Annotated in this window: 14 protein-coding genes; 9 read left to right on the top strand and 5 right to left on the bottom strand. The window is 69.6% G+C overall.

The window, feature by feature from the left end:
* Positions 1 to 5: 5 nt before the first annotated feature.
* The 4 genes from ACFW9O_RS11865 (at position 6) to ACFW9O_RS11850 (ending at position 4,615) form a co-directional block, all read left to right on the top strand.
* The gene (locus tag ACFW9O_RS11865) at positions 6 to 1,832 is read left to right on the top strand and encodes an LpqB family beta-propeller domain-containing protein (RefSeq protein ID WP_384607808.1); all 1,827 of its coding nucleotides are present in this window, start codon (positions 6 to 8) and stop codon (positions 1,830 to 1,832) included.
* Positions 1,833 to 1,934: 102 nt separating this feature from the next.
* Positions 1,935 to 2,654 carry a ComF family protein gene (locus tag ACFW9O_RS11860; RefSeq protein WP_384607805.1) on the top strand — a complete coding sequence of 240 codons (720 nt, stop codon included), beginning with the start codon at positions 1,935 to 1,937 and terminating at the stop codon, positions 2,652 to 2,654.
* A 330-nt stretch (positions 2,655 to 2,984) separates the two neighbouring features.
* A complete protein-coding gene (gene hpf / locus ACFW9O_RS11855; protein ID WP_351178130.1) occupies positions 2,985 to 3,674 on the top strand; it encodes a ribosome hibernation-promoting factor, HPF/YfiA family in 690 nt (229 codons plus the stop codon).
* 188 nt (positions 3,675 to 3,862) lie between these two features.
* Positions 3,863 to 4,615, top strand: coding sequence for a response regulator transcription factor (locus tag ACFW9O_RS11850; RefSeq protein ID WP_351178133.1), 753 nt, complete (start codon positions 3,863 to 3,865; stop codon positions 4,613 to 4,615).
* A gap of 30 nt (positions 4,616 to 4,645) precedes the next feature.
* On the opposite strand, the gene ACFW9O_RS11845 is transcribed toward ACFW9O_RS11850, so the two are convergent.
* Entirely contained in the window at positions 4,646 to 5,821 is a 1,176-nt protein-coding gene (locus ACFW9O_RS11845) for a DNA glycosylase AlkZ-like family protein (RefSeq protein WP_351178136.1), read from the bottom strand.
* A gap of 76 nt (positions 5,822 to 5,897) precedes the next feature.
* Positions 5,898 to 6,473: a GNAT family N-acetyltransferase gene (locus tag ACFW9O_RS11840; RefSeq protein ID WP_351178138.1), complete on the bottom strand. Its 576-nt coding sequence runs from the start codon at positions 6,471 to 6,473 to the stop codon at positions 5,898 to 5,900.
* A gap of 240 nt (positions 6,474 to 6,713) precedes the next feature.
* Between ACFW9O_RS11840 and secA the strand changes: the two genes are divergently transcribed.
* Entirely contained in the window at positions 6,714 to 9,536 is a 2,823-nt protein-coding gene (secA, locus tag ACFW9O_RS11835; protein WP_351178140.1) for a preprotein translocase subunit SecA, read from the top strand.
* 273 nt (positions 9,537 to 9,809) lie between these two features.
* Here the strand turns inward: secA and ACFW9O_RS11830 are convergent, their stop codons facing one another.
* Positions 9,810 to 10,238 (bottom strand): Rv3235 family protein, encoded by a 429-nt coding sequence (locus ACFW9O_RS11830; protein WP_384607800.1) that lies wholly within the window; start codon positions 10,236 to 10,238, stop codon positions 9,810 to 9,812.
* 288 nt (positions 10,239 to 10,526) lie between these two features.
* On the opposite strand from ACFW9O_RS11830, the gene ACFW9O_RS11825 reads away from it, so the two are divergent.
* The 3 genes from ACFW9O_RS11825 to ACFW9O_RS11815 all read left to right on the top strand — a co-directional run bounded on the left by ACFW9O_RS11825 (position 10,527) and on the right by ACFW9O_RS11815 (position 17,169).
* Complete coding sequence (locus ACFW9O_RS11825) at positions 10,527 to 11,033, top strand: DUF6912 family protein (RefSeq protein ID WP_384607798.1); 507 nt, start codon at positions 10,527 to 10,529, stop codon at positions 11,031 to 11,033.
* A 30-nt stretch (positions 11,034 to 11,063) separates the two neighbouring features.
* Positions 11,064 to 11,744, top strand: a complete 681-nt coding sequence (locus tag ACFW9O_RS11820) for an HAD family hydrolase (protein ID WP_384607796.1) — start codon at positions 11,064 to 11,066, stop codon at positions 11,742 to 11,744.
* Between the two features lie 412 nt (positions 11,745 to 12,156).
* Positions 12,157 to 17,169, top strand: a complete 5,013-nt coding sequence (locus tag ACFW9O_RS11815) for an NAD-glutamate dehydrogenase (RefSeq protein ID WP_384607794.1) — start codon at positions 12,157 to 12,159, stop codon at positions 17,167 to 17,169.
* 69 nt (positions 17,170 to 17,238) lie between these two features.
* Here the strand turns inward: ACFW9O_RS11815 and ACFW9O_RS11810 are convergent, their stop codons facing one another.
* Both ACFW9O_RS11810 and ACFW9O_RS11805 read right to left on the bottom strand, forming a co-directional pair.
* Positions 17,239 to 18,036, bottom strand: coding sequence for an ABC transporter ATP-binding protein (locus ACFW9O_RS11810; protein WP_351176339.1), 798 nt, complete (start codon positions 18,034 to 18,036; stop codon positions 17,239 to 17,241).
* Positions 18,029 to 18,970, bottom strand: a complete 942-nt coding sequence (locus ACFW9O_RS11805; protein WP_384607791.1) for an ABC transporter permease — start codon at positions 18,968 to 18,970, stop codon at positions 18,029 to 18,031. Before ACFW9O_RS11805 ends, ACFW9O_RS11810 begins: the two co-directional genes overlap by 8 nt.
* A 140-nt stretch (positions 18,971 to 19,110) precedes the next feature.
* Here ACFW9O_RS11805 and ACFW9O_RS11800 point away from each other — a divergent pair, with 140 nt between their 5' ends.
* Positions 19,111 to 19,716 carry a TetR/AcrR family transcriptional regulator gene (locus ACFW9O_RS11800; protein ID WP_351176335.1) on the top strand — a complete coding sequence of 202 codons (606 nt, stop codon included), beginning with the start codon at positions 19,111 to 19,113 and terminating at the stop codon, positions 19,714 to 19,716.
* Positions 19,717 to 19,718: the final 2 nt, after the last annotated feature.

The following is a 19,718-nucleotide window of genomic DNA, read 5'->3' as shown; positions in this document are numbered from 1 at the left end:
GTGCGGTGCGGGTTTCCGCCCTGCTGGGCTGCGGCATCGTGGTCCTGTCCGCGTGCGGAGCGATGCCGGTCACCGGTGACGTCAAGGCGGTCGATGCCTCGCAGCCGGGCGATTCCCAGGTGCAGGTGTACGCCGTGCCGCCGAGGGAGGGCGCCGCGCCCCTCGAGGTCGTCGACGGCTTCCTGGAGTCGATGACGAGTGACGACCCCGATTTCAGGACGACCCGCAAGTACCTGACCGAGGAGGCGGCCCGCACCTGGAAGCCGAGCCACGGCACCACGGTGCTCGCCAAGGCACCCAACCGGAACGGTCCCTCGCTCCACGACAAGGAGCGCAGGAGCACGGAGACCACCTACACCCTCACGGGCGACCAGGTGGCAGCCGTCGACGCGCAGAGTTCCTACCGGCCGCTCGCGCCGACGGACTATTCCCAGATGCTGCACCTGGTGCGGCAGAAGGGGGCGGACGGCAAGCAGGAGTGGCGCATCGACATCGTGCCGGACGGTCTGGTGCTCGGGCAGTCCGACTTCAAGCGGCTCTACCGGTCCGTGAACAAGTACTACTTCGCCGCCGGGCGGGCGGACAGCGACTCCGCACTGGTCGCCGACCCCGTCTACGTACGGAACCGGACGGATCCCGTCACGCGGATGGACACGGCGACCCAGACTGTCCGGACGCTCCTCGAGGGGCCGTCCAACTGGTTGAGGCCGGTCGTCGATTCCAGCTTTCCCACCGGTACGGCACTGAAGCGCGGGGTCACCTCGCTCGCGCCCGACGACCAGAACGTCCTGAAGGTGCCGCTCAACAAGAAGGCCGACAAGGTCGGCCGGGGTGCCTGCCGGATGATGGCGGCCCAGGTGCTCTTCACCTTGCGGGACCTGACGTCCGCGCGGGTCGGTCAGGTCGAGCTCCAGGGCGGGCGGGGGCCGCTGTGCTCCCTCGGGGCGGACGAGGCCGACGAGTTCGCTTCGGACGACTCCTCCGGTCCCCCCGACAGCCAGTACTTCGTGGACGACAAGGGGCACGTGCAGCACCTCCCCGGCGTCAACAAGGGCAGCGGTGACCCGGAGCCGGTGATCGGTCCGTTCGGCGCCGGGCCGGTGGCGATGAGCGCCGTCGGCGTCGCCCGGGACGAGCAGCAGGCTGCCGCTGTCTCGGCCGATCAGAAGGATCTCTACGTGTCCTCCCTCGTCACGGAGAGCGAACCGGCCGAACCAGTTGTGAGCAGCCGGGCCAAGAAGGCCGAGGACCGGCTGTCCGCGCCGAGCTGGGACGACCGGGGCGACCTGTGGATCGCCGACCGTGATCCGGCCGGCCCCAGGCTGCTGCGGCTGACGGACGGAGAGGGCGAACCGCAGGAGGTCGAGGTGCCCGGCCTGGACGGCGGGAGGATCGAAGCGCTGCGGATGTCGGCCGACGGGGTTCGGATCGCGCTCAGGGTGTTCGAGGACGGGCATACGACGCTGAAGATCGGGCGGGTCGAGCGGACCGGGTCCGGGGAGGCCGAGCAGGTCTCGGTGCAGGACCTGCGCCAGGCGGCGCCCCAGCTGGCCGATGTGACTGCCGTTTCCTGGTCGGGCCGCAGCCGCCTCGTGGTGGTCGGCAGGGAGGAGGGCGGTGTCCAGCAGGTCCGCTATGTGCAGGCTGACGGTTCGACGTCGGCCTCCGGTGTCCTGCCCGGTGTGAACCAGGTGACGGCGATCGCGGCGGCCGACGACGAGCAGTTGCCGCTGATGGCGGACACCGAGGTCGACGGGATAGTGAAGCTGTCGCCCGGCGACAACTGGCAGACGGTCCTCAAGGACGGATCCTCGCTGGTCTACCCGGGCTGACCAGCTGGACCGGGCGGAGTTCCGGCCGCGCCCGGTCCGAGTTGTCCACAGGCGTTGTCCACAGGGCTGGCCGGGTGTTCGCTGCCCGGGCACAGTGGGGCCGTGCGGGGATGGTGGCGGGAGATCGCGGGCCTGGTCCTGCCGGCGGCCTGCGGTGGCTGCGGCAGACCGCGCACGGAGCTGTGCGGGCAGTGTGCCGCGGCGTTGGCCGCAGGCCCGCGGCGTGTGAGGCCCGATCCCGAGCCCGCGGGACTTCCGGTGGTCCATGCCGCGGCGCCGTACGAGAACGCGGTACGCGCGATGCTGCTGGCCCACAAGGAACGAGGGGCACTCGGGCTCGCAAGGGCACTCGGCGGGGCCCTGGCGGGCGCTGTGAGGGCCGGGGCGGGGCAGTCGGGTGACGAGGGACCCCTGCTGCTGGTGCCCGTACCGTCGGCGCGGCGGGCCACGGCTGCGCGCGGCCACGATCCCGCGCGGCGGATCGCACTGGCCGCCGCGGCGGAGCTGCGGCGCGGCGGGTCTGCGGCACGGGTGGCCGCGGTGCTGCGGCAGCGGCGTGCGGTGGCGGACCAGGCGGGGCTCGGGGCCCGGGCGCGGCAGGTGAATCTGGCAGGTGCGCTGGAGGTCGCGGCCGGTGGGCGCCGGTTGCTCCGGGGCGGCCGGGTGGTGCTCGTGGACGACCTGCTCACGACGGGGGCGTCGCTTACCGAGGCGGCACGCGCTGTCCGTGCGGCGGGAGGCGCCGGACATGGTGCCGCGCCCGTCCTGCGGGCTGCGGTTGTCTCAGCTTCTCCGTCTGCTTTCGAATTAAACCGGAACTGACAGAAGAATTGCATCGTTGCAGGTAGTGAGTGGGTAAAGGGCCCTGATCGGAGGTACGCGCGAGTAGCGGGTGCCGACACGGTGGTGGGCAGGCTATGTTCGGTTGTGAGGAACGGTGAATGCCGCACCTCGATGAATGCACCACCAGGTTTCGGGCAGACAACTCACCGGTAGGCCAGAAGCACGGAAGTTCGGTGGGGTGGAGACCCTGCCGACGGGGGAGGAGGAGGTGGAAGTCACCGAGTCCGAGGCTCCGGCGATCACCGGGGCCTGGTGCAAAAGGGAGATGCTCCGCCGCTGAAGCGGAGCGATCCGGGAACGGAGTTCTGCGTGGACATCGTCGTCAAGGGCCGCAAGACCGAGGTGCCCGAGCGGTTCCGCAAGCACGTGGCCGAGAAGCTGAAGCTGGACAAGATCCAGAAGTTCGACGGCAAGGTGATCAGTCTCGACGTCGAGGTGTCCAAGGAGCCGAATCCCCGTCAGGCCGACCGTGCGGCACGGGTGGAGATCACACTCCGCTCGCGCGGGCCGGTCATCCGGGCGGAAGCTGCGGCAGGCGACCCGTACGCTGCGCTGGACCTGGCCACCGACAAGCTGGACGCGCGACTGCGCAAGGAGCACGACAAGCGCTACAGCAGGCGAGGCAACGGCCGCTTGCCCGCATCCGAGGTGGGCGAGGTCGTTCCGGGCGCCGCATCGTTCAACGGGGACGGCGAGCTGATCCCCGAGGAGACGCCGTCGGCCGTGCCCACCACCAGGATCGGTTCGCTCGAGGTTCAGGGCGAGGGACCGCTCGTGGTGCGCGAGAAGATGCACGTCGCAGCACCGATGACGCTCGACCAGGCGCTCTACGAGATGGAGCTGGTCGGGCACGACTTCTACCTTTTCGTCGACTCCGAGACCAAGGAGCCCAGTGTCGTCTACCGACGGCACGCCTACGACTACGGTGTCATTCATCTGAGGACCGACCCGCTCGCCTCTGACGAAGCGGGCGGCGCGGGCGGTGCGCTCGGCGGCTGACGCCATCCCTTTCGTGGTGCCCCTGGAAGCGCTTGCGCGCCCCCGGGGGCACCCGCGTGCGACGACAGGATCACTGCACCGGCGCCCGGGCATGAAATCATGGCGTCCCAAAAGCCAATCGGTGTTCTGCAAAGTGCCGTTGGCGGGCAGCCTGTGACCTCAGGCCGTGGCCTTCAGGGGGAGGAACGATGGCGGACACCTTCGGGCCCGTGCGTGATACGAACGCCGGCGACGACGCGGCCGGTACGGATGCCGGTGCGGACGACGGCAGTTCCCGCAAGGAACCCATCCGGGTTCTTGTGGTCGACGACCATGCGCTGTTCCGCAGAGGTCTGGAGATCGTCCTCGCGCAGGAGGAGGACATCCAGGTCGTGGGCGAGGCGGGTGACGGTGCGGAGGCGGTCGACAAGGCCGCGGACCTGCTGCCCGACATCGTGCTGATGGATGTACGGATGCCCAAGCGCGGCGGCATCGAGGCCTGCACCTCCATCAAGGAGGTGGCACCCAGTGCCAAGATCATCATGCTGACGATCAGCGACGAGGAGGCCGACCTCTACGAGGCGATCAAGGCGGGCGCCACCGGCTATCTCCTCAAGGAGATCTCCACCGACGAGGTGGCCACGGCCATTCGCGCGGTGGCGGACGGGCAGTCCCAGATCAGCCCGTCGATGGCTTCCAAACTGCTCACCGAGTTCAAGTCGATGATTCAGCGCACCGACGAGCGCCGGCTGGTCCCGGCGCCGCGGCTCACGGAGCGGGAGCTCGAAGTTCTCAAGCTCGTGGCGACGGGGATGAACAACCGCGATATCGCCAAGGAATTGTTCATTTCCGAGAACACCGTGAAGAACCACGTCCGCAATATTCTGGAGAAGCTCCAGCTGCACTCCCGGATGGAAGCCGTGGTCTATGCCATGCGGGAGAAGATCCTCGAGATCAGATAGCGGACCACGCCCGGCCGCCGCCCGTCGGCCTCACGCAAGAATGCGGGCGATTTCCGCCATGAGCGGCTCCCGCAGTTCCGGCGCGTCGACCCGCTCCAGCCGGACATCCGTGCAGCCGACCCAGGAGGCGGCTTCGACGAGCGCCTCGGCCATCGGCGGCACGGTCTTCCCGCTCTCCAGCGACACCTGGCGGGCGACCAGCGTGGTGCCCTCGCGTGCCGGGTCGACCCTGCCCCGCAGGCTGCCGCCCGCCAGCAGGGGCATCGCGAAGTAGCCGTGGATCCGCTTGGGCCTGGGCACATAGGCCTCCAGGCGATGGGCGAAGCCGAAGATCCGCTCGGTGCGTGCCCGCTCCCAGATGAGTGAGTCGAACGGCGACAGAAGCGTCGTACGGTGCCGTCCACGGGGCTCGGAGGCCAGTGCCTCCGGGTCCGCCCAGGCCGGCTTGGCCCAGCCCCGCACCGACACCGGGACCAGCCCCGAGTCCGCCACCACGGCGTCGAACTGCTCGCCCTTGAGCCGGTGGTAGTCGGCGATGTCCGCCCGGGTCCCGACCCCCAGGGAACGGCCCGCCAGGGCCACCAGCCGGCGCAGGCACTCGGTGTCGTCCAGGTCGTCGTGGAGCAGGGGCTCCGGAATCGCGCGCTCGGCCAGGTCGTAGACGCGCTTCCAGCTGCGCCGCTGGGTGCACACCACCTCGCCGTACATCAGGGCCCGTTCGACGGCGACCTTCGACGCCGACCAGTCCCACCACTCCCCGCCGTTCTTCGCGCCGCCGAGCTCGGTCGCCGTCAGTGGGCCCTCGGCACGCAGCTGCTTGATCACCGTGTCGTACGCCCCGTCGGGCAGGTCGTGGTTCCAGTGGGGGCGTGCGCGGTAGGCGCGGCGTCGGAACGCGAAGTGCGGCCATTCCTCGACCGGCAGGATGCATGCGGCGTGCGACCAGTACTCGAAGGAGCGGCCACCCGACCAGTACGCGTCGTCGACCGTGCGCCGGCCGACGGCGCCGAGACGCGCGTAGGGCACGAGCTCGTGCGAGCGGGCCAGGACCGAGATCGTGTCGAGCTGGACGGCCCCGAGGTGACGCAGCACCCCGGGCACTCCGCCCCGGCGGTCGGGAGCCCCCAGGAAGCCTTGCGCCCGCAGGGCGATCCGGCGCGCCTGGTCGGCGGAGAGTTCGAGGACGGGAGGCGGCGCAGACGTCATGCATCGAACCCTAGAGGGCCGCACCGACATCCCGCCCGGGTCTTCGGGTCTGCTCCTACCGCCGGGCCGGAGCGGCTCAGGAACGGGCCGGCAGGTACGGCTGGGTGCCGGGCAGTCCCAGATCTGCCGGGATCAGCGACCCGGTCCATGTGTCGCGCCGTATCCCCTTGTTGACCAGTGCGGACCGCTGCTCGCCCTCCATGCGGAAGCCCGTACGCCGGGCGACGGCCCGGGACGGCTCGTTGCCGACTTCGGCCCGCCATTCGAGGCGGTCCGCTGCGAGGACGGTGAACGCCCAGTGGGCCCCGCCGAGGACCGCTTCCGTCGTGAAGCCGAGGCCGCGGTGCTCCCGGGCCGTCCAGTAGCCCACCTCGTACGTTCCCGGGTGGCTCAGTCGGGTGAGGCCGAGGGCGCCGACGAGCTGCCCGTCGTCCCGCAGCACCACGGCGAAGTTGTACGCCGAGTCCTCCTGCCAGCCGGCCGGGGACAGTTTTCCGGTGAAGAGCTCCGCGTCGGCGCGCGTGTACGGGGAGGGAACGACCGTCCACCGCTGGATGTCCGGATCCTGGCAGGCGATGTACGCCCTGTCCGCGTCCTGGGGCCCGAAGGGCCGCAGGACCAGGCGTTCCGTGGTGAGGGTGATCGGTTCCATGCGGGGATTGTGGTGTTCCGGCGCGCGGGAAGCGAGCACTTTTGGGGCTTCCCGGCACCTTCCGCACCTCTGGGCCGTTGTCCTGGAAGGGTGCGGCGGGGGCAACGCTGTGGCAGCCCTCCCGGCGCGGCGGGGTCCTCGCTTACGATGGCCGTTGCGGTGGGGCCGACCTGCCGTGCCCGCGCCAGAGTCCATAACACGACCCAGTGCCAGGCCCGACCGGCAAGGAGACCAGCCTCAGTGTCCGTCTTCAACAAGCTCATGCGTGCAGGCGAAGGCAAGATCCTGCGCAAACTGCACCGCATCGCGGACCAGGTCAGCTCCATCGAAGAGGACTTCGTCAACCTCTCCGACGCCGAGCTGCGGGCGCTCACCGACGAGTACAAGGAACGGTACGCGGACGGCGAGAGCCTGGACGACCTGCTTCCCGAAGCATTCGCGACCGTCCGTGAGGCCGCCAAGCGCGTCCTCGGACAGCGCCACTACGACGTTCAGATGATGGGCGGAGCCGCCCTGCACCTCGGCTACGTGGCCGAGATGAAGACCGGTGAGGGCAAGACCCTCGTCGGCACCCTGCCCGCTTATCTCAACGCGCTCTCCGGCAAGGGAGTGCACCTGATCACGGTCAACGACTACCTGGCCGAGCGTGACTCCGAGATGATGGGCCGGGTCCACAAGTTCCTCGGTCTCGATGTCGGCTGCATCATCGCCAACATGACCCCGGCGCAGCGCCGTGAGCAGTACGCCTGCGACATCACGTACGGCACGAACAACGAGTTCGGGTTCGACTACCTCCGCGACAACATGGCGTGGTCCCAGGACGAGCTCGTCCAGCGCGGCCACAACTTCGCGATCGTCGACGAGGTCGACTCGATCCTCGTCGACGAGGCCCGTACGCCGCTGATCATCTCCGGCCCGGCCGACCAGGCCACCAAGTGGTACGGGGACTTCGCCAAGCTGGTCAGGCGTCTCACCAGGGGTGAGGCGGGCAACCCGCTGAAGGGCATCGAGGAGACCGGCGACTACGAGGTCGACGAGAAGAAGCGGACCGTGGCCATCCACGAGCCCGGTGTCTCGAAGGTCGAGGACTGGCTCGGGATCGACAACCTCTACGAGTCGGTGAACACGCCGCTCGTCGGGTACCTCAACAACGCCATCAAGGCCAAGGAACTCTTCAAGAAGGACAAGGACTACGTCGTCATCGACGGCGAAGTCATGATCGTCGACGAGCACACCGGACGTATCCTCGCCGGCCGCCGTTACAACGAGGGCATGCACCAGGCCATCGAGGCGAAGGAAGGGGTGGACATCAAGGACGAGAACCAGACCCTCGCCACGATCACCCTGCAGAACTTCTTCCGCCTGTACGGCAAGCTCTCGGGCATGACCGGTACGGCGATGACCGAGGCCGCCGAGTTCCACCAGATCTACAAGCTGGGCGTCGTGCCGATCCCGACGAACCGCCCCATGGTCCGTGCCGACCAGTCGGACCTGATCTACCGCACCGAGGTCGCGAAGTTCGCGGCGGTCGTCGACGACATCGCCGAGAAGCACGAGAAGGGGCAGCCGATCCTGGTCGGCACCACCTCGGTCGAGAAGTCCGAGTACCTCTCGCAGCAGCTCTCCAAGCGGGGTGTCCAGCACGAGGTGCTGAACGCCAAGCAGCACGACAGGGAAGCGCCGATCATCGCCCAGGCGGGCCGTAAGGGTGCCGTCACCGTCGCCACGAACATGGCCGGACGAGGCACCGACATCAAGCTCGGCGGCAACCCCGACGACCTCGCGGAGGCGGAGCTGCGCCAGCGTGGCCTCGACCCCGTCGAGCACGTCGAGGAGTGGGCCGCGGCGCTGCCCGCCGCGCTGGAGAAGGCCGAGCAGGCCGTCAAGGCCGAGCACGACGAGGTCAAGGAGCTCGGGGGGCTCTACGTCCTGGGCACCGAGCGGCACGAGTCGCGGCGCATCGACAACCAGCTGCGCGGTCGTTCCGGCCGTCAGGGCGACCCGGGCGAGTCCCGGTTCTACCTCTCGCTGGGCGATGACCTGATGCGGCTGTTCAAGGCGCAGATGGTCGAGCGCGTCATGTCGATGGCGAACGTTCCCGACGACGTGCCGATCGAGAACAAGATGGTGACCCGCGCGATCGCCTCCGCGCAGTCGCAGGTGGAGCAGCAGAACTTCGAGACGCGTAAGAACGTCCTGAAGTACGACGAGGTGCTCAACCGGCAGCGCGAGGTCATCTACGGCGAGCGTCGTCGTGTCCTGGAGGGCGAGGACCTGCAGGACCAGATCCGTCACTTCATGGACGACACGATCGACGACTACATCCGGCAGGAGACCGCCGAGGGCTTCGCCGAGGAGTGGGACCTGGACCGGCTGTGGGGTGCTTTCAAGCAGCTCTACCCGGTGAAGGTCTCGGTCGCCGAGCTCGAGGACGCCGCGGGTGACCTGGCCGGGGTCACCGCCGACTTCATCGCCGAGTCGGTCAAGGACGACATCCACGAGCAGTACGAGGAGCGCGAGAAGTCGCTCGGCTCGGACATCATGCGCGAGCTGGAGCGGCGCGTGGTCCTGTCCGTCCTGGACCGCAAGTGGCGTGAGCACCTCTACGAGATGGACTATCTCCAGGAGGGCATCGGCCTGCGGGCCATGGCGCAGAAGGACCCGCTGGTCGAGTACCAGCGCGAGGGCTTCGACATGTTCAACGCCATGATGGAGGGCATCAAGGAGGAGTCCGTCGGCTACCTGTTCAACCTGGAGGTCCAGGTCGAGCAGCAGGTCGAGGAGGTTCCGGTGCAGGATGCGGCGGAGCGGACCTCGCTCGCGAAGCAGGGCGCTCCTGTGGCGGCCGCCGCGCGTCCGGAGATCCGGGCCAAGGGCCTGGACGCCCCGCAGCGTCCGGACCGGCTGCACTTCTCCGCTCCCACGGTGGACGGGGAGGGCGGCATCGTCGAGGGCGACTTCTCCAACGGGGACAGTGACCGGTCCGAGGGCGACGGCATGACGCGTGCGGAGCGCCGCAAGGCGCAGAAGAGCGGTGGCGGCGGGCGTCGCCGCAAGAAGTAGCGCTCATCGTTCGAAGGGCCTGGGCCGGACACCACGTGGTGTCCGGCCCAGGCCCGTTTCTCTTCCGGGCCGCTGAGGGTGCGGGGGCCGTGGCGGGCCGCCGAGGCCCCGTGGAGCCCTGCGCGGACACGTGGCGGCCCGGTGGGCCCGCGGTGGACTGTCCGCCTCGCAGGGCGCCGGGTGCGGGTCGTGGCGGCGGGCGGCGCGCGGCGGGCGGCGGGCGGTGCGGCCCGTCGCGGCGTCAGTCGCCGGGCCGGCGAGATCCGGTGCGGGTCATCCGACGGCGGAGAGGCGTTCGCCTCCGAGGTCCACCGCGGCGCAGCGCCAGCGGAGGTCGGGGCCCCGTTCCAGGCGGAAGGCCATGGCGCGCACCTGTTCTCCCGTCGCGATGCTGGCGAAGGCCTCGACGACGCCGGTGGCCGGCTGTGTGCCGTGGCAGGTGCGCACGACGGGGCGCCTGCTCCCCGCTCCGAGCGGGGCGCCCGGAGCGAGTTCGGCCAGCTGGTCGTACGCCTCGCCGATCGTGTGGCCGAGCATCCAGTGCACCGGGCGCTGGCCGCTGAGGACGGCGAGCAGGCGTTCGGCGAACCACTGGTGCGGGCGCAGTGGCTGCCGTGGCCGGTGGGGTGCCCGCTGCGGCGGTACGGTGCCCGGCCTGGACCGGTCGCGTCGTCCGGCGGGCCTGGTCTTGTCCGTGCTCATGGTCGTAGCCCCCGTGCTGTCCGGAGCCCGGTCGCATACCGAGTGATACCGGGCGGTAACTTCTGTTGGGGACCCTTCTACGGGGGCGGCCCCCCGGCCCGCAACCCGCGTCCTGCGCGGAACGGGCCGCCGGAGAGATCACCTATCCGGGTGGCGGGCCCCGTGCCGCAAGGGGACCGGCGGGGGTGACGGCCGTTGCGGGGTGGACAGGAGGGGGTGGCTCGCGAACCCCGATGGGGGACCTCCCACGTATCCTGAGGACGTCGTCGACTACGGAAGCGGTCAGCCATGCGTGTGTACGTCCCTCTGACCCTCTCCGGTCTCGCAGCGGCACACGGGGCGGGCGAGGTCGGTCCCGGACCGCTGACCGCCTATGCGGTGACTCCCGGGCTGCGCGAGTGGTACGTCTCGGACGACATCGAGGAGCTGGAGTACGCGGCGCTCAACCGGGCCGCCTCCGCGTCCCTGCGGATGATCGCCGGGAAGCCGGACGAGTCCCGGCGCCGGGTGGTCGTCGCGCTCGACGTGGCGGACGGGGCGGCGGTCGCCGACCCGGATCACATCCTGGACGCGGCATCGCTCGGAGAGGTGCGCATCACGGACCCCGTGGCCCTGTCCAAGGCCGCCGCCGTGCATGTGGACGCCGATGACGCCGAGAAGGACGTCGCGGCGGCGGCGGCCGCCCTGGGGGCGGCGGACCTCGGTGACGACGACGCGCAGTTCACGGTGGACGGTGCGGAGGACCATGAGCTGCTGTGGTTCGGGATCCAGGAGATCCCCGGCCTGATCGGCTGAATGTCGTACCCGGCGAGTATTTTTCTTTCCATGGCGACTCCGGGTACGCAACACACTCATCTGGTCTGGGACTGGAACGGCACACTGCTCGACGACATCCACGCGGTCATCGGGGCGACGAATGCCGCCTTTGCCGAGATCGACCTGGCGCCGATCACCCTGGAGCAGTACCGCGAGACGTACTGCGTGCCGATTCCCAAGTTCTACGAGCGCCTGCTGGGCCGGCTGCCCACCGAGGCCGAGTGGGACCGCATGGACGGCATCTTCCACCGCCACTACGCCGAACAGCGGGTCGCCTGCGCGCTGACCGAGGGAGTCGAGGAACTGCTGGCGCAGTGGCGGCGGGCGGGCCACAGCCAGTCGCTGCTCAGCATGTACGGCCACGAGCAGTTGGTGCCGGTGGTGCGGGGCTACGGCATCGAGAGCCACTTCGTGCGCGTCGACGGCCGCACCGGGCCGTCCGGCGGAAGCAAGGCGCAGCACATGGAGCGGCACTTCGCGGCCCTGGCGGAGATCTCCCGGATATCGCCCGAGCGCGCGGTGGTCATCGGGGACGCGGTGGACGATGCCGTGGCAGCGGCCCATGTCGGGGCGCGTGCCGTGCTCTACACCGGTGGTTCGCACAGCCGTAGCAGCCTGGAGGCGGCGGGGGTGCCGGTGGTGGACACCCTGGCCGAGGCGGTCGCCCTGGCCGAACTGATGGGGGTCTGACAGGGACCGGCGGGCCCTCGGGGCCTGCGGGATCCGGCGGGCAGGGCATGCCGCGTCGGCCGATACGTACCGGAACGCCCCCGCGCGATGTCCAGAGTGTCAAAGTTCGGGTTCGTATTTTGTACATATGCGGCTCATGACGGTTGTGGGTGCCGGGGGGATAGCCTGGTGCCGTGATCAGCGCGATACGCCTCGGGGGCAGCGAAGCCCCCGGCCTGCGCCCGGAGTGCTACAGCACCCGGGCGATCCGCGATCTCCGCACCCCGGGCCGACTGCCGAAAATGGCCAATACGGTCCCGGGTATCTCCCATGGCGGCATAGCGTCGACCGAGACCGGAAATCCCGTGTCGTGGCGGTACGTCGCCCTTTCTCACCTACGTCACGCAACGGCGCGCGACAGGAGCCAGAGGACATGCAGACCAAGCTGGACGAAGCCAAGGCCGAGCTGCTCGCACGGGCGGCCCGGGTAGCTGACAACAGTCCGGGCGGTGGTGTCGGCGGCCCGGGGGGTACCCCGCGGGTGCGCCTTGCCGAGGCCGGCAGCGGGGCCGATCAGAGTGAGCGGCCGGGCCAGGACATGCTGCTCGCCTACCTCCAGCGCTACTACCTGCACACCGCTCCGGAGGACGTCACCGGCCGCGACCCGGTCGATCTCTTCGGGGCTGCCTCTTCCCACTACCGCCTCGCGGAGAACCGCCCGCAGGGCACCGCGAACGTCCGGGTTCACACCCCGACGGTCGAGGAGAACGGCTGGACGTCCAGCCACTCCGTCGTCGAGGTCGTCACCGACGACATGCCGTTCCTGGTCGACTCGGTCACCAACGAGCTGTCCCGGCAGGGCCGGGGCATCCACCTTGTGATCCATCCGCAGGTCGTCGTCCGCCGCGACCTCACGGGCAAGCTCATCGAGGTCCTCGCCGACGACAGGCACCGGGCCACCGGTGTGAAGAGGGGCAAGGGCCGCAAGGACGCCGAGGCCGAACTGCCGCACGACGCGCTCGTCGAGTCGTGGATCCACGTCGAGATCGACCGGGAGACCGACCGCGCCGACCTGAAGCAGATCACCGCCGATCTGCTCCGTGTCCTGTCCGACGTGCGGGAGACCGTCGAGGACTGGGAGAAGATGCGCGACGCCGCTCTGCGGATCGCCGACGAGCTCCCCGCCGAGCCCCTCGACGAACTCGGTGACGAAGAGGTCGAGGAGGCCCGCGAGCTGCTGCGGTGGCTCGCCGCCGACCATTTCACCTTCCTCGGCTACCGCGAGTACGAGCTCAGGGACAGCGACGCGCTGACCGTCGTCGCCGGCACCGGACTCGGCATCCTGCGCTCCGACCCGCAGCACAGCGAGGACGAGGCGCACCCGGTGAGCCCCTCCTTCGACCGGCTGCCCGCCGATGCCCGTGCGAAGGCCCGTGAGCACAAGCTGCTGGTCCTGACGAAGGCCAACAGCCGCGCGACCGTCCACCGCCCCAGCTACCTCGACTACGTCGGGGTGAAGAAGTTCGACGCCGACGGCAACGTCATCGGTGAGCGGCGCTTCCTCGGACTGTTCTCGTCCGCCGCGTACACCGAGTCCGTACGCCGGGTGCCGGTCGTGCGCCGCAAGGTCGCCGAGGTGCTCGAGGGCGCGGGCTTCACGCCCCACAGCCACGACGGCCGCGACCTCCTGCAGATCCTGGAGACGTACCCGCGCGACGAGCTCTTCCAGACGCCCGTCGACCAGCTGCGCTCCATCGTCACCTCCGTGCTCTACCTCCAGGAACGCCGCAGGCTGCGGCTGTACCTGCGCCAGGACGAGTACGGGCGCTACTACTCCGCGCTCGTCTATCTGCCGCGCGACCGGTACACCACCGGTGTGCGGCTCCGGCTGATCGACATCCTCAAGGAGGAACTGGGCGGCACCAACGTCGACTTCACCGCCTGGAACACGGAGTCGATCCTCTCCCGGCTGCACTTCGTCGTCCGGGTCCCGCCGGGCACCGAGCTGCAGCACCTCACCGACGCGGACGCGGACCGCATCGAGGCCCGACTCGTCGAGGCCGCCCGCTCCTGGGCCGACGGCTTCCAGGAGGCGCTCAACGCCGAGTGCGGCGAGGAACGCGCAGCGGAGCTGATGCGCCGCTACGGGCACTCCTTCCCCGAGGGCTACAAGGCCGACCACTCGCCGCGCGCCGCCGTGGCCGACCTGGTCCACCTCGAAGCGCTCAAGAGCGAGCGGAAGGACTTCGCGCTCAGCCTGTACGAGCCGGTCGGTGTCGGCCCCGGCGAGCGCCGCTTCAAGATCTACCGCACCGGCGAGCAGGTCTCCCTCTCCGCCGTGCTCCCCGCGCTCCAGCGGCTCGGCGTCGAGGTCGTCGACGAACGTCCGTACGAGCTGCGCTGTGCGGACCGTACGCACGCCTGGGTCTACGACTTCGGCCTGCGCATGCCCAAGGCCGCCGGCAACGGCGGTTACCTCGCCGACGACGCACGGGAGCGTTTCCAGGAGGCCTTCGCCGCCGTCTGGACCGGCAGGGCGGAGAACGACGGCTTCAACTCCCTCGTGCTGGGCGCCGGGCTGGACTGGCGTCAGGCGATGGTGCTGCGTGCCTACGCGAAGTACCTGCGCCAGGCGGGTTCGACCTTCAGCCAGGACTACATGGAGGACACCCTCCACAACAACGTCCACACCACCCGGCTGCTGATCTCACTCTTCGAGGCGCGGATGTCGCCGAGCCGCCAGAAGGCCGGCACGGAGCTGATCGACGGGCTGCTGGAGGAACTGGACGGGGCCCTGGACCAGGTCGCCTCGCTCGACGAGGACCGGATCCTGCGCTCCTTCCTCACCGTCATCAAGGCCACGCTGCGGACGAACTTCTTCCAGCTGGCCGACGACCACGAGCCGCACGACTACATCTCGATGAAGTTCGACCCGCAGGCCATCCCGGACCTTCCCGCGCCCCGCCCGGCGTTCGAGATCTGGGTGTACTCGCCTCGTGTCGAGGGTGTCCACCTGCGCTTCGGCAAGGTCGCCCGCGGTGGTCTGCGCTGGTCGGACCGGCGGGAGGACTTCCGTACGGAGATCCTCGGCCTGGTCAAGGCGCAGATGGTCAAGAACACCGTGATCGTGCCGGTCGGCGCCAAGGGCGGCTTCGTCGCCAAGCAGCTCCCGGACCCGGCCGTCGACCGTGACGCCTGGATGGCGGAGGGCATCGCCTCCTACAAGACGTTCATCTCGGCGCTGCTCGACATCACCGACAACATGGTGATGGGCGAGGTCGTGGCGCCCGCCGATGTCGTACGCCACGACGAGGACGACACCTACCTCGTCGTCGCCGCCGACAAGGGGACCGCGAAGTTCTCCGACATCGCCAACGACGTCGCCGTCGCGTACGGCTTCTGGCTCGGTGACGCCTTCGCCTCGGGCGGCTCCGCCGGCTACGACCACAAGGGCATGGGCATCACGGCCCGCGGTGCCTGGGAGTCCGTCGAGCGGCACTTCCGCGAGCTGGGCCACGACACCCAGACCGAGGACTTCACCGTCGTCGGCGTCGGCGACATGTCCGGTGACGTGTTCGGCAACGGCATGCTGCTCTCCGAGCACATCCGGCTGGTCGCCGCCTTCGACCACCGCCACATCATCATCGACCCGAACCCGGACGCCGCCACCTCGTACGCCGAGCGGCGCCGGCTCTTCGACCTGCCGCGCAGCTCCTGGGCCGACTACAACAAGGACCTGCTCTCCGCGGGCGGCGGGATCCACCCGCGTACCGCCAAGTCGATCCCGATCAACGCGCACATCCGTGAGGCTCTCGGCATCGAGTCGAAGGTCGCCAAGATGACGCCCGCCGAGCTGATGCAGAACATCCTCAAGGCGTCGGTCGACCTCGTGTGGAACGGCGGCATCGGCACGTACATCAAGTCGTCCGCCGAGTCGAACGCCGATGTCGGCGACAAGGCCAACGACGCGATCCGGGTCAACGGCGAGGACCTGCGCGCCCGGGTCGTCGGCGAGGGCGGCAACCTCGGGGCCACGCAGCTCGGCCGCATCGAGTTCGCCCGGGCCGGCGGCCGGATCAACACCGACGCGATCGACAACAGCGCCGGTGTGGACACCTCCGACCACGAGGTGAACATCAAGATCCTGCTCAACGGCCTGGTCCGGGACGGCGACATGACCGTCAAGCAGCGCAACAAGCTGCTCGCCGAGATGACCGACGAGGTCGGCCGGCTGGTCCTGCGTAACAACTACGCGCAGAACATCGCCCTCTCCAACGCCAGTGCCCAGGCACCGTCGCTGCTGCACGCACAGCAGCGCTTCATGCGCAGGCTCGGCCGCGACGGGCATCTGGACAGGGCGCTGGAGTTCCTGCCGAACGACCGGCAGATCCGCGAACTGCTCAACCACGGCAAGGGCCTGAGCCAGCCCGAGCTCGCCGTGCTGATCGCGTACACCAAGATCACGGCAGCCGACGAGCTGATCTCCACCAGCCTGCCGGACGACCCGCACCTGCAGAAGCTGGTGCACGCCTACTTCCCCGAGCAGCTGAGCGAACGCTTCCCGGAGGCTGTCGACGGGCACGCGCTGCGTCGCGAGATCATCACGACGGTGCTGGTCAACGACACCGTGAACACCGCGGGTTCGACGTTCCTGCACCGGCTCCGGGAGGAGACCGGGGCGTCGTTGGAGGAGATCGTGCGGGCGCAGTTCGCCGCCCGTGAGATCTTCGGCCTCTCCCAGGTGTGGGACGCCGTCGAGGCGCTCGACAACCAGGTGGCCGCCGATGTGCAGACCCGGATCCGTCTGCACTCCCGTCGGCTCGTCGAGCGCGGTGCGCGCTGGCTGCTCGGCAACCGGCCGCAGCCGGTCGAGATCGCGCAGACCGTCGAGTTCTTCCGCGACGGTGTCGGGCAGGTCTGGAACGAGCTGCCCAAGCTGCTCAAGGGCGCCGACCTCGAGTGGTACCGGTCGATCCTCGAGGAGCTCACCTCGGTGGGGGTCCCCGAGGAGCTGGCGGTGCGGGTGGCCGGGTTCTCCTCGGCCTTCCCGGCGCTGGACATCGTGGCGATCTCGGACCGTACGGGCAAGGACGCGCTGTCGGTGGCCGAGGTCTACTACGACCTCGCGGACCGGCTGGGCATCACTCAGCTGATGGACCGGATCATCGAACTGCCGCGCGCCGACCGGTGGCAGTCCATGGCCCGCGCCTCCATCCGCGAGGACCTGTACGCGGCGCACGCCGCGCTGACGTCGGACGTGCTGTCCGTCGGCAACGGGACGTCGACGCCCGAGCAGCGGTTCACGGCCTGGGAGGAGAAGAACGTGGCGATCCTGACGCGTTCGCGGTCCACCCTGGAGGAGATCCAGGGCTCGGACTCCTTCGACCTGGCGAACCTGTCCGTGGCCATGCGGACGATGAGGACGCTGCTGCGTACGCACGCGTGAGCGGGGGCGGCCGTCGGCCGCCACGACCGCGACCGCCGGACGGGCCGATGGGCCCGTCCGGCGGTCGTGTCATTTCTTGGACTTCGCGGGGGCGGTGAACTTCTCGTACTCCGCCACGACGTCCTTGGCCGGGCCGTCCATCCGCAGCGTGCCCGCCTCCAGCCAGAGCGCCCGGTCGCAGGTGTCGGTGATCGAACGGTTGCTGTGGCTGACGAGGAAGACCGTGCCGGCCTCCTTGCGGAGCTCGAGGATCCGGTCCTTGCTGCGCCGCTGGAACTTCGCGTCGCCCGTGGACAGGGCCTCGTCGATCAGGAGGACGTCGTGGCTCTTGGCGGCCGCGATCGAGAAGCGCAGCCGGGCGCCCATGCCGGAGGAGTACGTCCGCATCGGCAGGGTGATGAAGTCGCCTTTCTCGTTGATGCCGGAGAAGTCGACGATGTCCTGGTAGCGCTCGCGGATCTGTTCGCGCGTCATACCCATGGCCAGCCCGCCGAGCACGACGTTGCGCTCACCGGTCAGGTCACTCATCAGGGCGGCGTTCACGCCGAGGAGCGACGGCTGGCCCTGGGTGTGGACCCGGCCCTTCGTCGGGGGCAGCAGACCGGCGATGGCCTTGAGGAGCGTCGACTTGCCGGATCCGTTGGAACCGATCAGGCCGATGGCCTCACCCCTGTACGCGGCGAAGCTGACGCCCTTCACGGCGTGCACCTGGCGGGCGCCGCGCGGCTGCCCGCGCGACACGATCCGGTTCAGGGCGGAGGTGGCGCTGCCCTTCCCGGTGCGGGCACCGTTGACCGTGTAGGTGATGTGGACGTCGTCGACGACGACGGTGGGGACACGCGTGTCCGTGTCGGGGGTGTCAGCCACGTCCGTACCGCTCCTCGGCCTTCCAGAAGTACACGAAACCGCCGATCCCGCAGACGAGCGCCCAGCCCGTCGCGACGGCCCACACGTGCGGGGGCAGCTGGGCCCCGGTGAAGCTGTCGATGAGCGCGTACCGCATCAGGTCGATGTAGACGGCGGCGGGATTGCACTCGAGGGCCAGCAGGACGAACTGCGGGACCCGGTCGCCCGTCAGCAGGGTGTCGAGGCTCCACATCACGCCCGACGCGTACATCCACGTCCGCAGGACGAAGGGCGTCAGCTGGGCGATGTCGGGAGTCTTGGCGGCCAGCCGTGCCATGACCATGGAGATCCCCGTGTTGAACAGGGCCTGCAGGGCGAGAGCCGGGACGGCCAGCAGCCAGGACGGCCTCGGGTACTGGCCGAACACGAGAAGGATCATGAAGAGCGCGCCCAGCGAGAACAGCAGCTGCTGGAGCTGCTGGATGGCCAGGGCGATCGGCAGGGAGGCACGGGGGAAGTGCAGGGCGCGCACGAGTCCGGTGTTGCCGCTGATGGCCCGGGTGCCCGCCGTGATCGAGCTGGCGGTGAAGGTCCAGATGAAGACGCCGGTGACGAGGAAGGGCACGTAGTCGGGGACTCCGTGCTTGGTGTTCATCAGGACGCCGAAGATGAAGTAGTAGACCGTCGCGTTCAGCAGCGGGGTCATGATCTGCCAGATCTGGCCGAGCTTCGCCTGGCTGTACTGAGCGGTCAGCTTGGCGGTGGCGAACGCGGTGATGAAGTGCCTGCGCCCCCAGAGCTGCCGGACGTACTCCACGAGGGAGGGCCGGGCCCCGCTGACGGTCAGCCCGTGCCGGGCGGCGAGCGCGGCCAGCTCGCCGGGTTCGTGGACGGGGAGGAGGGCGGGAGGAGCGGGGTCCACCGGGGCCGGCGGTGCTGCTGTCTGGCTCACCACGATCGCTTTCGACGGAGGCAGGAGGAACAGGGCGAGCGGGCTCGTCGGATGGGACGGCACCGTATCGTCGCAACGCTGACACTAGGACGTTTGTACGTCGCAACGCAACCGTTTCGTCGTTACGGACTATCATGCGGTCCATGACCACCGAACGGGGAACCAGGCGCCGCACCCCGGCAGGCGCCGCCGTGCTGCGCGAGGACGTGACCGACGCCATCCGCGGTGCCGTCTTCGAGGAGCTCGCCGCGGTGGGTTTCGCGCGGATGTCCATCGAGGGCATCGCCCGCCGCGCGGGCGTCGGCAAGACCGCCGTCTACCGCCGCTGGAAGTCCAAGCTCCACCTCGTCCTGGACCTGGTCGCGGCCGTCGCCGCCCAGGGGATGCCGGCACCGGCGACCGGTTCGCTGTACGGGGACGTGCGCGCCGTGCTCGAACTCGCCGCGTACGCCCTGCGCCACCCCGTCGCCTCGCAGGTGATCCCGGACCTGCTGGTCGAGGCGGCGCGCAGCCCGGAGATCTCGGACGCCATCAAGGCCGCCCTGCTGGATCAGCAGCAGGGGGTGGCCGCCGTCGTCGTACGCGCGGCCGTGGCCCGGGGCGAACTGCCCGAGGGCAGCGATCCGGACCGGGCCCTGGACCTGATCGTCGGGCCGCTCTACTGGCGCCTCGTCGTGGTCCGCGGTGATCTGCCCAAGGGGTATCTCGACGACCTCGCGGCATCGGCGGTCCGGGCGCTCAAAGCCTGAGA

It is taken from the genome of Streptomyces sp. NPDC059499 (assembly GCF_042749285.1).
Lineage (GTDB): Bacteria > Actinomycetota > Actinomycetes > Streptomycetales > Streptomycetaceae > Streptomyces.
The sequence above is the reverse complement of the archived record's forward strand: the minus strand, read 5'-3'. Positions and strand labels throughout refer to the sequence as shown.